The 13775-nt window shown below is 60.9% G+C and carries 19 protein-coding genes; 11 read left to right on the top strand and 8 right to left on the bottom strand.

Annotated features, from left to right (window positions below; all coding sequences use genetic code 11):
• Positions 1-13: 13 nt before the first annotated feature.
• Entirely contained in the window at positions 14-247 is a 234-nt protein-coding gene (locus tag WA845_RS19895) for a hypothetical protein (RefSeq protein ID WP_112554935.1), read from the top strand.
• On the opposite strand, the gene dprA is transcribed toward WA845_RS19895, so the two are convergent.
• From dprA to WA845_RS19875, 4 genes are read right to left on the bottom strand one after another with little or no spacing between them, the layout of a single operon-like run.
• Entirely contained in the window at positions 200-1342 is a 1143-nt protein-coding gene (gene dprA, locus WA845_RS19890) for a DNA-processing protein DprA (protein WP_112554933.1), read from the bottom strand. The genes WA845_RS19895 and dprA overlap by 48 nt on opposite strands.
• Positions 1343-1362: 20 nt before the next feature.
• Entirely contained in the window at positions 1363-1980 is a 618-nt protein-coding gene (gene plsY, locus WA845_RS19885; RefSeq protein ID WP_162719199.1) for a glycerol-3-phosphate 1-O-acyltransferase PlsY, read from the bottom strand.
• Between the two features lie 45 nt (positions 1981-2025).
• Positions 2026-3318 (bottom strand): dihydroorotase, encoded by a 1293-nt coding sequence (locus WA845_RS19880; RefSeq protein WP_006698009.1) that lies wholly within the window; start codon positions 3316-3318, stop codon positions 2026-2028.
• A complete protein-coding gene (locus WA845_RS19875) occupies positions 3315-4256 on the bottom strand; it encodes an aspartate carbamoyltransferase catalytic subunit (protein WP_003502441.1) in 942 nt (313 codons plus the stop codon). Before WA845_RS19875 ends, WA845_RS19880 begins: the two co-directional genes overlap by 4 nt.
• Before the next feature lie 129 nt (positions 4257-4385).
• Here WA845_RS19875 and WA845_RS19870 point away from each other — a divergent pair, with 129 nt between their 5' ends.
• From WA845_RS19870 to WA845_RS19850, 5 genes are all read left to right on the top strand, one after another.
• The gene (locus tag WA845_RS19870; RefSeq protein ID WP_004441382.1) at positions 4386-6038 is read left to right on the top strand and encodes an acyl-CoA dehydrogenase family protein; all 1653 of its coding nucleotides are present in this window, start codon (positions 4386-4388) and stop codon (positions 6036-6038) included.
• 137 nt (positions 6039-6175) lie between these two features.
• Entirely contained in the window at positions 6176-6787 is a 612-nt protein-coding gene (locus tag WA845_RS19865; RefSeq protein ID WP_004441384.1) for a GNAT family N-acetyltransferase, read from the top strand.
• 148 nt (positions 6788-6935) lie between these two features.
• Positions 6936-7580 (top strand): TetR family transcriptional regulator, encoded by a 645-nt coding sequence (locus WA845_RS19860; RefSeq protein WP_112554931.1) that lies wholly within the window; start codon positions 6936-6938, stop codon positions 7578-7580.
• 250 nt (positions 7581-7830) lie between these two features.
• The gene (locus tag WA845_RS19855) at positions 7831-7992 is read left to right on the top strand and encodes a hypothetical protein (RefSeq protein WP_004441388.1); all 162 of its coding nucleotides are present in this window, start codon (positions 7831-7833) and stop codon (positions 7990-7992) included.
• The gene (locus WA845_RS19850; RefSeq protein ID WP_004441389.1) at positions 7989-8306 is read left to right on the top strand and encodes a DUF6105 family protein; all 318 of its coding nucleotides are present in this window, start codon (positions 7989-7991) and stop codon (positions 8304-8306) included. Before WA845_RS19855 ends, WA845_RS19850 begins: the two co-directional genes overlap by 4 nt.
• Here the strand turns inward: WA845_RS19850 and ruvX are convergent.
• A complete protein-coding gene (gene ruvX, locus WA845_RS19845) occupies positions 8258-8737 on the bottom strand; it encodes a Holliday junction resolvase RuvX (RefSeq protein WP_006698011.1) in 480 nt (159 codons plus the stop codon). The genes WA845_RS19850 and ruvX overlap by 49 nt on opposite strands.
• A gap of 14 nt (positions 8738-8751) precedes the next feature.
• On the bottom strand, positions 8752-9054 hold the full coding sequence (locus tag WA845_RS19840; protein ID WP_006698012.1) for an alkylphosphonate utilization protein: 303 nt from the start codon (positions 9052-9054) through the stop codon (positions 8752-8754).
• Between the two features lie 84 nt (positions 9055-9138).
• On the opposite strand from WA845_RS19840, the gene WA845_RS19835 reads away from it, so the two are divergent.
• From WA845_RS19835 to WA845_RS19820, 4 genes are all read left to right on the top strand, one after another.
• Positions 9139-9843: a metal-dependent hydrolase gene (locus WA845_RS19835; RefSeq protein WP_112554929.1), complete on the top strand. Its 705-nt coding sequence runs from the start codon at positions 9139-9141 to the stop codon at positions 9841-9843.
• 124 nt (positions 9844-9967) lie between these two features.
• Positions 9968-10255 (top strand): Asp-tRNA(Asn)/Glu-tRNA(Gln) amidotransferase subunit GatC, encoded by a 288-nt coding sequence (gene gatC / locus WA845_RS19830; protein ID WP_112554927.1) that lies wholly within the window; start codon positions 9968-9970, stop codon positions 10253-10255.
• Between the two features lie 54 nt (positions 10256-10309).
• The gene (gene gatA / locus WA845_RS19825; RefSeq protein ID WP_004441402.1) at positions 10310-11791 is read left to right on the top strand and encodes an Asp-tRNA(Asn)/Glu-tRNA(Gln) amidotransferase subunit GatA; all 1482 of its coding nucleotides are present in this window, start codon (positions 10310-10312) and stop codon (positions 11789-11791) included.
• Positions 11782-12276: a GNAT family N-acetyltransferase gene (locus WA845_RS19820; protein WP_269842101.1), complete on the top strand. Its 495-nt coding sequence runs from the start codon at positions 11782-11784 to the stop codon at positions 12274-12276. The genes gatA and WA845_RS19820 overlap by 10 nt, the downstream gene beginning before the upstream one ends.
• A gap of 65 nt (positions 12277-12341) precedes the next feature.
• On the opposite strand, the gene WA845_RS19815 is transcribed toward WA845_RS19820, so the two are convergent.
• Positions 12342-12599, bottom strand: a complete 258-nt coding sequence (locus WA845_RS19815; RefSeq protein WP_006698014.1) for a YjhX family toxin — start codon at positions 12597-12599, stop codon at positions 12342-12344.
• Between the two features lie 273 nt (positions 12600-12872).
• Here WA845_RS19815 and WA845_RS19810 point away from each other — a divergent pair, with 273 nt between their 5' ends.
• Positions 12873-13382: a GNAT family N-acetyltransferase gene (locus WA845_RS19810; RefSeq protein ID WP_044458777.1), complete on the top strand. Its 510-nt coding sequence runs from the start codon at positions 12873-12875 to the stop codon at positions 13380-13382.
• On the opposite strand, the gene WA845_RS19805 is transcribed toward WA845_RS19810, so the two are convergent.
• Positions 13364-13696: a DUF1294 domain-containing protein gene (locus tag WA845_RS19805; RefSeq protein WP_112555130.1), complete on the bottom strand. Its 333-nt coding sequence runs from the start codon at positions 13694-13696 to the stop codon at positions 13364-13366. The genes WA845_RS19810 and WA845_RS19805 overlap by 19 nt on opposite strands.
• Between the last annotated feature and the right edge of the window lie 79 nt (positions 13697-13775).

Here is a 13775-nt window from a genome sequence, read left to right as displayed (position 1 = left end):
CCAGGATAAATATATGGTCCCGAACGCAACAAACAATAATGCCGATAATGAGGGGACCCGGGAGAACTTGGCTTACATCCGCCAGATGCTGGCGGAGCTGCGGCAGGTGGCCCACCGGGAAGGTGCCGATATGCTGTGCTATCTCATCGAGATGGCCTATGTCGAAGTCGGCGATATCCAGAGCGGAAGGCGCAAACTCTCAATCCGCGATGAAGAGCGACACGCGCCCCCCGGCATGTCGGTTTAGACGCCCGGCAATATCGAGCTCCAGCAGCACCAGATGAACGGTGGCGGCGGAGAAACCCGTGTGTCTGATGATGTCGTCGATCTCCACAGGCGAGGGACCGAGAGCAGCGGCGATGATGCTGCGCTCGTCGTCTCCCGGTGGTGACATTTCAGCGTCCTGCTGCGGTTCCTCGATCTTCCGCTCATAGGGCAATTGCGGCTCCATCAATGGTCGCAGTGCATCAAGAATATCGGCCGCTCCCGTAGTCAGCATGGCACCTTCCTTGATCAGCCGGTTCGTGCCTTCGCAGCGCAAGTCGAGCGGCGAGCCGGGCACGGCGAACACCAGTCGTCCCGCTTCACCGGCAAGCCGCGCCGTGATCAGCGAGCCCGAACGCTCCGCCGCCTCGACGATGACGACGCCGAGTGACACGCCCGCGATCAACCGGTTGCGCCGCGGGAAATCCCGGGCGCGCGGCTCCCAGCCGAAAGGCATTTCGCTGATCGTCGCGCCGCCCTGATCGTATATCTCCTGCAAAAGTCCGAAATTTTCCTGCGGGTAGGGCCGGTCGAGACCGCCTGCCAGCATTGCCACGGTGCCCGTTGAAAGGCTCGCCCTGTGGGCCGCCGCATCGATGCCGCGCGCCAGCCCCGAGGCGATCGTATAACCGGCGCGGCCACAGTCGCGCGCAAGCATGGCGGCGAATTTTGCGCCGTTGATCGAAGCGTTGCGCGAACCGACGATGCCGACGCAGGCTCTCGTCGCCGCATCCGCCGATCCTTTCATGGCGATCAGCGGCGGCGCGCCATCCACATGCCGCAGAGCCGGCGGATAATCCGGTTCGCCGATGCCGACGAAACGCGCGCCGAAATTCTCGGCCGCCTCAAGCTCCCGTTCCGCCTCTGCCTGTGTGGTGATGCGCGGACTGCGCGACGAACCGCCACGGCGCGACAGTTCGGGCAGCGCATTCAGCGCTTTTTCAGCGCTGCCGAAATGATTGATAAGTTCGCGAAAGGTGACGGGACCGATATTATCGCTGCGGATCAACCGTAGCCACGCCACCCGCTGCCGCGCGGAAAGCTCTATGCCCTGCCGTGTCGTTTCCTCATGCGGCATGGCATATCCCCGAGACGGCCTCAGCCCTTTTGACCGATCCTGCTTTCGGTGCCCGCCAGCAGCCGGGCAATGTTCTCGCGATGTTTCCACCAGGAAATCACGCTGAGCACCATCACGAGCAGGGCTGTTTTTTCTGGTCCGAGGACCCAGAGGGCAACGGGGATGACCAGCATTGCCACGAGCGCAGAGAGCGACGAATAGCGGGTGATGAAGGCGGTCGCGAGCCAGATCAGCGCGAAGGCCAGCATCATCAGCGGAGCGGCGCCCAGCAGTACCCCGATATAGGTTGCCACGCCCTTGCCGCCCTTGAAGCCCAGCCAGACTGGAAAGAGATGGCCGAGAAAGGCGAAGAAACCGGCTACGAGGGAGGCCTCATAACCCCAGAGCGCATTGGCGACCAGAACTGCCGCCGTGCCCTTGAGTGCGTCCAGCAACAGGGTCGCGGCGGCGAGCTTCTTGTTGCCGGTGCGCAGGACGTTGGTCGCGCCGATATTGCCGGAGCCGATCTTGCGAACGTCGCCCAGCCCGGCCATGCGGGTCAGGAGGAGGCCGAAGGGAATGGAGCCCAACAGATAGCCGATCAGCGCCGAAAGCGCGAGAAGAGCAGGCGCGGTCTGCCAGTCAGTCAAAGCACTCATTCAATGTCCCCTCTGTCCCGCCTGCCGCGTGATCTGTTGATGATCTTATGCCAAGGAATGAACGGCTTTGCCAGCCACATAAGTGGCGATGGCGCGACCGCTGAACCGGGCATCCTCGAACGGCGTGTTCTTGGATTTCGAGACCAGCTGTTCCTTGGCCACGAGCCACGGTTCGTCGAGGTCGATCAGGGTGATATCGGCCTTGGCACCCGCTTTCAGCGTTCCTGCATCGAGACCGAAAATCTTGGCCGGGCGGGTGGAGAGCGCATCTATAAGCCGCATCAGCGGAACTTCACCACTGTGGTGGAGGCGCAGCGCCGCCGCCAGCATGGTTTCGAGCCCGACCGCACCGCTCGCAGCATCCGAAAACGGCAGGCGCTTGGTATCGACATCCTGCGGGTCGTGCGAAGAGACGATGATATCGATCGTGCCGTCCTTCAGCGCTTCCACCATTGCCTTGCGGTCGTCTTCGGCGCGCAGCGGCGGGGAGAGCTTGAAGAAAGTGCGATATTCGCCGATATCGTTTTCATTGAGCGTCAGGTGATTGATCGAGATGCCGCAGGTGGCCTTCACGCCCCGCTGCCGCGCAACCCGGATCGCCTCTGCCGATTCCGGCACGGAAATCTTGGCGGCGTGGTAGATCGCCTGCGTCAGGCCGGCAATGCGCAGGTCACGCTCCAGCGGAATGATCTCGGCTTCCTTGGGAACGCCTGACAGGCCGAGCCAGCTCGCGAAAAGCCCCTCGTTCATGTCGCCGCCGCCGATATATTTGTCGCGGGTTTCGAGCGCGATGACAGCGCCGAGTTCACGGGCATAGGTCATGGCGCGGCGCAGCACCAGCGTATCGGACAGCGCCTTGCGGCCGTTGGTGAAGGCCACCGCACCGGCTTCCTTCAGCATGCCGAATTCGGTCATTTCCTCGCCCCGCAGACCCTTGGTCAGGGCGGCTGCCGGATGCACATTGACGATTGCCTTGTCACGCGCCGTCTTTTTCACATATTCGACAAGGGCGATGTCATCGATCACGGGATCCGTATCAGGCATCATGATGATGCTGGTGACGCCGCCGGCCGCTGCCGCACGCGATGCGGATTCGATGGTTTCGCGGTGTTCGGCGCCGGGTTCACCAACGAAGACGCGGGCATCCACCAGACCGGGAACGGCCACGACACCCTTGCAGTCGCGCACCGTCGCACCATCGGGCGCACCCTGATTGTGAGCGTCTTTTCCTGAAGCTAGAATGGTACCATCGGCGCCGATGACGATGCTGCCGTTCTCGTCGAGATTACGTGAGGGATCGACGATGCGGAGGTTCTTGAGAACGGTAACGGCACTCATACGCGCTCACCCTGATTTTGCGAGACAAGCAGGGTTTCCATGACGGCCATGCGCACGGCGACCCCCATTTCAACCTGGCTTTCGATGACGCTCTGCGGGCCATCGGCCACTTCGGAGGCGATTTCCACGCCGCGGTTCATCGGGCCGGGATGCATGACAAGCGCATCTTCCTTGGCCGCCTTCAGCTTTTCGGCATCCAGACCGTAATAATGGAAATATTCACGCACTGAAGGCACGAAGGAGCCGGACATGCGCTCACGCTGGAGGCGCAGCATCATCACCACATCGGCATTCTTCAACCCTTCCTTCATGTCGTGAAAGACTTCCACGCTCATGTCGCGAATGCCCGAAGGAAGAAGCGTGGCCGGGGCGACGACACGAACCCGCGCGCCCATCTGGTTGAGAAGGATGATATTGGAGCGGGCAACGCGCGAGTGTAGTACGTCGCCGCAGATTGCCACGGTGATACCCGAAAGCTCGCCCTTGGCACGGCGGATGGTCAGCGCATCGAGCAGCGCCTGCGTCGGGTGCTCGTGCTGGCCGTCGCCGGCATTGACCACGGAGCAGGCGACCTTTTGGGCGAGAAGCGCTGCGGCACCGGCCGAGGAGTGGCGCACGACAAGCACATCCGGGCGCATGGCATTCAGCGTCATCGCCGTGTCGATCAGCGTCTCGCCCTTCTTCACCGAGGAGTTGCCGACCGACATGTTCATCACATCTGCGCCAAGCCTCTTTCCGGCAAGTTCGAAGGAGGATTGCGTCCGCGTCGAAGCTTCGAAGAAGAGATTGATCTGTGTCAGGCCCCGAAGCGTCGAGGTCTTTTTCTCGCGCTGGCGGCTGATTTTCACCGCCTCATCGGCCTTGTCGAGAAGCAGGGTAATATCCTGATGGGAAAGCCCCTTGATGCCGAGGAGATGGCGATGGGGAAAAAAGACCATGGAAATTGTCCTCCGGGTCGCAATAGTCAACGGGTCTATAAAGACAGGTAGCGTTGCGGGCAAGCATGCGATAAGCCGGGTTTTGGCATATACACGCAATAAAGCACGAATCCCGATAGAAGGATGCGAATGACAGGCATGAACCGGACAGAAGAACAGCTCGCCGAACTGAACCAGCCCAGCCTCTGGTCCGGTATCAACGCCTATCGTTCCGATCCGCTGATCGTCGATCTGACCTCCGGCCTGTCACGCAATCTGAGGGACGAGTTCGATCAGATCGGCCGCTATGTCACCTCGCATGAGGCGCAGGAACTGGCGCGTATGGCGAACCAGGGCGTGCCGCAGCTGCACACACACGGCCCGCGGGGCGAGCGTCTGGACCAGGTGGAATTCCACCCGGCCTGGCACGCGCTGATGCGCCGTTCCATGTCCTCGGGCCTGCATTCCAGCGTGTGGGAAAACTCGCCCGACACGCGCGGTAACGAGCACAAGGCCCGCGCCACGAAGTTCTACCTGACCTCGCAGCTGGAAGCCGGTCATCTCTGCCCGCTGACCATGACCAGCGCCTCCGTTGCCGCCATCATGGCGTCTCCGCGTGTGCAGAAGGAATGGGCGCCGAAGATCCTCTCGCGCAAATATGATTCCGCACAGAAGCCGGCCTTGCAGAAAACTGCCGTTACCATCGGCATGGGCATGACAGAAAAGCAGGGCGGCACGGATGTGCGCGCCAACCGCACCACGGCAGAGCGGGTGGGCGAGGGCATCTACCGTCTCTCAGGCCACAAGTGGTTCCTGTCTGCGCCGATGAGCGACGGTTTTGTCATGCTGGCCCAGATGGGTGACGGCATGGGCTGTTTCCTCGTGCCGCGTTATCTCGAGGACGGTTCGAAAAATGGCCTGCACTTCCAGCGTTTGAAGGACAAGCTGGGCAATCGATCCAATGCATCCGCCGAAGTCGAATTCACCGATGCCTTCGGTTATCTGCTCGGCGATCCCGGCAGCGGCATCCGCACCATTCTCGACATGGTGACGCTGACGCGGCTCGATTGCGCGCTGGCGTCGGCCGGCATGATGCGCGCCTCGCTTGCCGAAGCCGTGCACTACGCCCGCGGTCGCTCCGTTTTCGGCAAGATGCTGGTCACCCAGCCGATCATGACGCGCGTGCTTGCCGACATGGCGCTGGACGTCGCTGCGGCGACCGCCTTGTCCTTTAGGTTGGCGAGTGCTTTTGATGCCGCCCGCAACAATCCGGCCGAGGCCGCCTATGCGCGGGTGATGACGCCGATCGTGAAATACTGGTGCTGCAAGATTGCGCCGGCGCTTATCTACGAAGCCATGGAATGCCTTGGCGGCAATGGTTACGTGGAAGAGAGGCCGATTGCCCGCCACTATCGCGAAGCGCCCGTCAATGCCATCTGGGAAGGCTCCGGCAACGTCATGGCGCTGGATGTCCTGCGGGTTCTTCAGCGCGGCAAGGACCTGTTCGATCTCGTCTTCCAGACGCTGGAGCGTGACCTCGGACCTGCCGGGAAGAAGACAACGGACGTGCTGCGCGCCGCAATCGCACTTGCCGAACGTGATGAGGGGGCAGCTCGCCTTTTGGTGGAGCAGTTCGCGCTTGCGGCCGCTGCCGCCGAGCTTTGCCGCCTCGGCGCCGGCAAGATTGCCGATGCCTTCCTCGAAACCCGGCTTGCCGGTGGCTGGCGGCATACTTACGGCATGCTCGATTCCCGCTTCGATCCGACTTATATAATCGATCTTCTTTATCCGCCTGCAGCTTGAGCGATGGATGCGGATGAAGGTTTTACAGTTCCGGCGGGAGGGGTCTCGGATTTGAAAAACAGCAATGGCCTAGGACGTATTCTTGTCTGTCACGATAGCTTCGCACATCGAGGCGCGGCAATGGAGGATGGCGGCCGATGCTGACTTTTCGCTCCGCTCGTTCCGAGGATGAAGACGCGCTCTATGCCATAAGCCTCGCCACCGGCGATGCCGGGCAGGATGCCACGCCACTTTACAATGATGGCCGCATGGTGGGGCATATCTATTCCGTGCCCTATCTGCATCTGTGGCCGGATGCTGTATTCGTTGCCGAGGATGAGGAAGGCGTCTGCGGTTACATCGTCGGCGCGCTCGATACGGCCCTGCATGAAGAGCGACTGGAGCGGGAATGGTGGCCGCATCTGCGCGCCATCTATGCCGATCCTGGGGGCGACCAGCAGACATGGGACGCCGACCAGCGCCGCGCCCATTTCATTCACCACCCACGCCGCACCCCGGCCTGGCTCACAGATCCGTTCCCCGCCCACATACACATGAACCTTTTGCCACGCACGCAGGGTAAGGGCGGCGGCACCCGGCTCCTGTCGCGCTGGCTGGATATGGCCAGACAGAACAACGTCTACGGCATCCACCTCGGCGCCAGCGAACGCAACCTGGCCGGAATGCGTTTCTGGGAAACCCGAGGTTTCAAGCGTCTGGACAGCCACGAAACCCCCGGCAGCGTGTGGTTTGGCATGGGGTTGGAGTGAGCGGCTCACGCTGAGAATGCGGGGCGATATTGTTGGCCCCGCCACGTCATCCACAGGAACCTTCCGTCCAATCTTCCCATCACATTGTCCTTGCCTTCATGCTTTGTTAACCCGTGTAGTCAGGCTTTCAGAAAACGGGTAGGGAATCATGCTGGCGACCGCAGAGGCGATTTCAGCCGACAGACCGGAAAAGCGCATCAAGGATCGCGCTCAGACCGAGAAGGCGATTTTTAATGCGGCGCGGTCGCTGCTTGCCGAAGAGGGATTTCAGGGCTTCGGGATCAATGCCGTTGCTCGCCGTGCCGGCTGCGACAAGCAGCTGATCTACCGTTATTTCGGCGGCCTCGATGGTCTGATTGAGGCGATCGGTGAGGATCTCGGGTCTTGGGTGAAGGATCGCATTCCGGAAGATACCGGCGGCATGTTCCTTTTGACCTATGGTGATCTGATGGAAAAGCTGGCGCTCTACTTCATGGATGCGCTGCGGAGCGATCCTCTTGTCTGCAAAATCATCGCCTGGGAAGTTTCCGACGGCTCGCCCCAAGTGCGCCAGCTGGCGGAAGCCCGTGCCAAGTCGCTTGGCAAATGGCTGGAGCGCATGCGCGGTTCGCTGGCGGCGCCGAAGGGTGTTGATACCGCCGCCGTCAATGCCGTGCTGTTCGCCGCCATCCAGCACCTTGCCATTTCCGCCGCCACCAGCGGGCAGTTTGCCGGTGTTGCGCTCAAATCGGATCGGGACTGGGACAAGATCGCCACTGCCGTAAAAAGGCTGGTGCGGGGCGTTTACGGCTGAACCGGTCTCAGACACGGGCCCAGGCAGCCGCGCTGGACGCTGGGCATTAAAGAAAAATCAGCCATGTTCTTACCGGGCCGGCAACCGCTCGGCGCGTCCGTCCGTTCAGCCGGTCACGTTGTTTTCCACATGCCGGCCGCCCGCCGTTAACCATAATCACAGCTTTCATTTGCCTCTCCATCGCGGCCGGTCCAGTGTGGATTAACGAAATGTTAACCATGCGCAATGACTGCGCATAAAGGAGCCGCAAGTGAGCCGCTGGACAGCTTTGGGCGTCATGATGACGTTTTTTGCTATGCTGCCGTTGGATATCGACGTGCCGGCGCTGAACCTCTGCCTGATGGCCGTGGCGCGCTGGGCGGTGCTTGCTGGCATCCCCGATACACTGTTTGTGCGGGGGCAGGCGGCATGAAGTGGTTTCTGATCCTCTGGGCCGGTCCCGTTGCGCTGCTGGGCAGCTGGTACTGGCTTTCCTATTACGACATGAGCTTCGGCTTCTACATGCTCACACGTCAGACCCACGATCTCGTCTTCGAGATATACGGGAATATTCTAGGACTTCCGCCGGAAAGCCTGCCGCCGCTGGTGGCGCGTGCCATTGCGGTCGACAGCCTGATCGTTTTTGCGATTCTCGGTTTCCGCAAACGCAGGCAGATTTACGCCTGGTGGCAGGGCCGTCAGTCGGCCGCGCGGGTGAGTGCGGAAAGCCTGTCCAGCGCACCCTGAAGAATGAAACTCGCCGCCGCCGAATCGATGCGTTCGGCCCGCTTGGCGCGAGACACATCCATTTCGAGAAGCGCGCGCTCTGCCGCAACGGTCGAAAGCCGCTCATCCCAGTAAACGAAGGGCAGTGCGGTTTTTTCGCCCATGGTGCGCACGAAGGCGCGGGTTGCCTGCACGCGGGGCCCGGCGGAGCCGTCCATGTTCATCGGCAGGCCGATAATGAAGGCGGCGACCTTTTCCTTTTCAGCGAAGGCCAGCAGCACTTCCGCATCCAGCGTGAATTTCACGCGCTTGATAACGGGGCGCGGTGTCGCAAAACGCCGCGACAGATCCGACATGGCGAGCCCGATGGTTTTCGTACCAAGGTCGAGGCCGGCAATTGCCTGCGCGGGCTGAAGCGTTGCCGCCAGTTCCTCGATGGTGAGTGTTGCCATGTCGCGTGCTGTCCTTATCGCTTGCGGACGAATTCGGTGCGCAGCACCAGACCCTTCACCGCATCATGCCTGCAATCGATTTCTTCCGGATTATCGGTCAGTCGGATCGATTTGATGACCGTGCCCTGCTTGATGACGGTGCTGGTGCCCTTGACCTTCAGATCCTTGATCAAGGTCACGGAATCGCCATCGGCGAGCACATTGCCTGCTGCATCGTGCACTTCCTTCGCGCGTGCCGCTTCTGCGGCCAGTTCGGAAGCAGGGCGCCATTCGCCGGTCGCTTCGTCGTACACATAATCGTCATTGTCAGCGGCCATTGTCGCCCCTCTTAAATACAGGTAGTGCGGTTGTTCCGGCCGTCCTATGTCATATTATACCGGCAATACAAAGGAGAACTTCCCATGAAAATCACCTGGCTCGGCCATTCCGCCTTCCGTCTGGAAAACGGCAGCGCGAAGATTCTCATCGATCCGTTTTTCACCGGCAACCCCGGTTTTGCAGGGCAGGATGGCAAGTCTGCAGCCGAAGGCGTCACCCATATTCTGCTGACCCACGGCCATGGCGACCATGTCGGAGATACCGTGCAGCTTGCCCGCGAGACGGGTGCGACCGTGCTGGCGAATGCCGATCTAGCCGCGTGGCTTTCCGCCAAGGGCTGTGCGAAGGTCGATATGGGCAATACCGGCGGCACCGTTCATTTTGACGGTTTCTCGGTTACCTTCACCAATGCGCTGCATTCCTCCGCCCAGATCACCGAGGATGGCGTTTCCCATTCGCTCGGCAATGCCAACGGCCTGATGCTGCATTTCGAGGACGGTCCAGCCGTCTACCATATGGGCGATACGGATATCTTCTCCGACATGAAGCTCATCAATGAACTGCATCAGCCTGATATAGGTCTCGTGCCGATCGGTGACCGCTTTACCATGGGCGGAGCTGTGGCGGCGCTTGCCTGCCAGCGCTTCTTCAAGTTCCAGCACGTGCTTCCCTGCCATTACGGCTCCTTCCCGATAATCGACCAGACGCCGGAGAAATTCGTGGCCGGCATGGAAGGCGCCGAAGCGCGCGTCCATACACCCAGGGCGGGCGACGTGCTGTCCTTCTAAGCGTCAACGCCGCATGTCGTGAGCGCAAAACCGCCGCCGAGTTAGCCGCGACATGCTTTCTACCGTTGCGAAGGACGGACATGGTCATTATAGCGAATGGGAAATATCCCATCGGAGTAAAACCATGTCCGTCGATCTCGCCACCGTAAAGCGTGTTGCGCGCCTTGCCCGTATCGCTGTCACTGAAGACGAAGCACAGAACATGCTCGGCCAGCTGAATGGCATACTCGGTTTCGTGGAGCAGCTTTCGGAAGTGAATGTGGATGGCGTCGAGCCGATGACGTCGGTGACGCCGGTGGCGATGAAGAAGCGCGCCGACGAGGTGACCGATGGCGACAAGGCGGACGACATCGTCGCCAACGCGCCCGCGACCGATCGCAATTTCTTCGTGGTGCCGAAAGTGGTCGAGTAATCGATCCATCTTGCCGCCCGATTTTTCCGAGATTTTCGAAAGCCGTTGCCGACCATGACCGACCTGACGAGCCTGACCATTGCCGAAGCCCGCGAGAAGCTGAAGGCGAAAGAATTTTCCGCCCTTGAGCTCACCGACGCCTATCTCTCCGCCATCGACACCGCCAACGGTGCGCTGAACGCCTATGTGGCGACGACGCCCGAAAAGGCGCGCGAGATGGCGAAAGCCTCCGACGGCCGTATTGCTGCCGGTTCCGCGGGTGAGCTGGAAGGCATTCCGCTCGGCGTGAAGGACCTTTTCGCAACGCGTGACATTCACACCCAGGCCTGCTCGCACATCCTCGATGGCTTCAAGCCGAAATACGAATCCACCGTCACCCAGAACCTCTGGGATCAGGGCGCCGTCATGCTCGGCAAGCTCAACATGGACGAATTCGCCATGGGCTCGTCCAATGAAAGCTCGTGGTACGGCCCGGCCATCAACCCGTGGCGCGCCAATGGTTCCGAGCAGAAGCTGGTGCCTGGCGGCTCCTCGGGCGGTTCGGCCGCTGCCGTTGCCGCGCATCTTTGCGCCGGCGCCACCGCAACCGATACCGGCGGTTCCATCCGCCAGCCGGCGGCCTTCACCGGCACCGTCGGCATCAAGCCGACTTACGGCCGCTGCTCGCGCTTCGGCATTGTCGCTTACGCCTCGTCGCTCGATCAGGCTGGCCCGATTGCCCGCGACGTGCGAGACGCGGCCATCCTGCTGAAGACCATGGCAAGCGTCGACGCCAAGGACACGACCTCGGTTGACCTTCCTGTGCCGGATTACGAAAAGGCTATCGGCCAGTCGCTCAAGGGCCTGAAGATCGGTATCCCCCGCGAATACCGCGTTGACGGCATGCCTGACGAAATCGAAAAGCTCTGGGCCAAGGGCGTCGAATGGCTGCGCGACGCCGGTGCAGAGGTGGTCGACATCTCGCTGCCGCACACCAAATATGCGCTTCCCGCCTATTACATCGTCGCACCGGCAGAGGCCTCGTCCAACCTTGCCCGTTATGACGGCGTCCGCTACGGCCTGCGCGTCGACGGCAAGGACATTGCCGACATGTACGAAAAGAGCCGCGCCGCCGGTTTCGGCAAGGAAGTGCAGCGTCGCATCATGGTCGGCACCTATGTGCTTTCGGCCGGTTATTACGACGCCTATTATCTCAAGGCGCAGAAGGTCCGTACGCTCATCAAGCGCGACTTCGAGAACGTCTTCCACGAAGGCGTCGACGCCATTCTGGCGCCGATCACGCCGTCTTCCGCCTTCGCGGTCGGTGATGAGGAGCTCGCCTCCGATCCCGTCAAGATGTACCTGCAGGACGTCTTCACCATCACCGTCAACATGGCCGGTCTTCCCGGCCTCTCGGTGCCTGCTGGTCTTGATGGCAAGGGCCTGCCGCTTGGCCTGCAGCTCATCGGCAAGCCGTTCGAAGAAGAAACGCTGTTCAAGACGGCCCACGCCATCGAGCAGGCAGCCGGCAAGTTCACGCCTGCCAAGTGGTGGTAAGCAGTCTCAAGCTCAGACAGATGAACGAAGCCGATCGCGATGCGGTCGGCTTTGTCGGTTTTGCCGCATGGCGTGCCGGTGAAGCCTTCGACGCCGCCTATCTCGATTCCCATGTCATCGAGTGGGTGAGGGGCGAATTCGAAAGCTTCGCCAAGTCTCCGACCGGTGATGTCGTCGTGGCCGAAATCGACGGTGTTGTCGTCGGTTGGGGCGCTTGTGATGCCAAGCCTCATCATATTTCCGATCTGTGGGTGGACCCGAACTGGCAGGGCAAGGGGATTGGCAAAGCGCTGATCCTCCACTTTCTCGACAGGATGCGGGCTGCGGGCCTGCCGCTTGCCACCATCGACACCCATGCGAGAAATCGCGCCGCCATAGGCCTTTACCAGCGTTGCGGCTTTCAGATCGTCTGGCGCGGCATGGAATGGTCCGACATCATGAAAGTCGAACTTGAGAAGGTGAAGCTGGAGCAAAAGCTCTCTTAACTTGTTACACCGTCGCTGCCGCGTCGCGAAATGCCGGGCGACGGCATTGCCGCCGCCCGGTCAGTTTATCGGTTGTCCAGCTCACCCCTCACAAGTTCCAGCCCGCGCGTGGTAATGCGGTAGGGCTTGCCACCGGAGGAGGCGATGGCTCGCTTCCGTTTCAGCTTGCGGAAGGTGAGGAGATCGAGGCCGCTGAAAATCCATCCTTCGCGCGTGAAGAGCGAAAGTTTTTCAATTTTGCGGGCGTCGTCTCGAACGAGTTCAATTCTGCCGCCCTGGGCGAGCAGGTGAAGAATGCGCTGTTCGGCGCGGGAAATGTCCATTGTTGGAAGTCCGGTCGGCGTCTTCTAGACGCGTGAAAGCAAACCCGGGTGCCGTTAGGGCATCCGGCTCGGTTTCATTTGGCCCGGCGCGCAAGAAACTTGCGGGCAGGGCCTTTACCGGGACTCCGATTGAGCGAACATAAAAACTCCGTTCTTGCTCCTTTTGGGTAATGGGCCAAACCGGCGCGGTCAAGTCCCGCAGGGAGCGGGAAAACCACGCTGGTCGAATCGCACCCGCAATGGTTTACTTCAAACGGCCAAGGAGGGCGCGGCTTGATCGTCATTCGCAACGCGTATGAGCAGGAAGCGGAGGTTCTGGCGGCCATCGGCCTCAGGGCGTGGCGGCAGGCAACCGCGGCTCTCGGCATCACACCGACGCTTTACGACAATGCGGCGAGCGCCTTTTCCAATTTCACCCGCTCGTCCTGGCTTGCCATCCGCGTCGCGGAACTGGGCGGCTCGGTTGCGGGTTGGGCCGCGCGGGAGCATTTTAACGAGGCGATTTCCGACTTCTGGATCGATCCGGAGTTTCAGCGGAGGGGCGTCGGCAGCCGCCTGCTGGGCGACATCGAACGACTGATAGAGGAAAAGGGCTTCGAGACCATACGGCTTGAAACCCATGCCCAGAATGAACCGGCCGTCGCCTTTTTCCGCTACCATGGCTATAGCATTCGCTGGCTCTCGGTTTCCTATGCGCCGAAGCTGGACCGCGAGGTGCAATCGGTGGGCCTGCAGAAGCAACTGGCTGAGGTCGAGAGTGGTCTTTACGGGCCGGCGTTCTGAAACAGGGCTTGTAGAGTGGCCATCAGCCGCATCGGCCAGTCCGGCGTGATGAGGAGCGATGCGACGAGGCCCGCCTGCAAGATGACGATCGATATCAGCTTGCTGCGAAACGGTTCCTTGCGGGTTTTGTGCCGCAGCAACCTTTGCGCCGAGATAGCGCCCGCACTGCCACCCACGAGCGCGAGCAAAAGCAGCGTGCTTTCCCGGATACGCCATCCGCCATTCCTCGCCGCTTCCTTGTCCCACCAATAGACAAGAAAGACGAAGAGATTGAAGGCGATATAGGCCAGGAAGCAGAGAGCGATCGCTTGCATGGCCTGAATTGAAACCTGTAAGGGTAAAAAACGCGTATCCGATGTCTTCGAAAATTCCGGCCGTCGCGCGACGGGGTGC

The organism is Agrobacterium sp. CMT1, assembly GCF_037203725.1.
Lineage (GTDB): Bacteria > Pseudomonadota > Alphaproteobacteria > Rhizobiales > Rhizobiaceae > Agrobacterium > Agrobacterium pusense.
The sequence above is the reverse complement of the archived record's forward strand: the minus strand, read 5'-3'. Positions and strand labels throughout refer to the sequence as shown.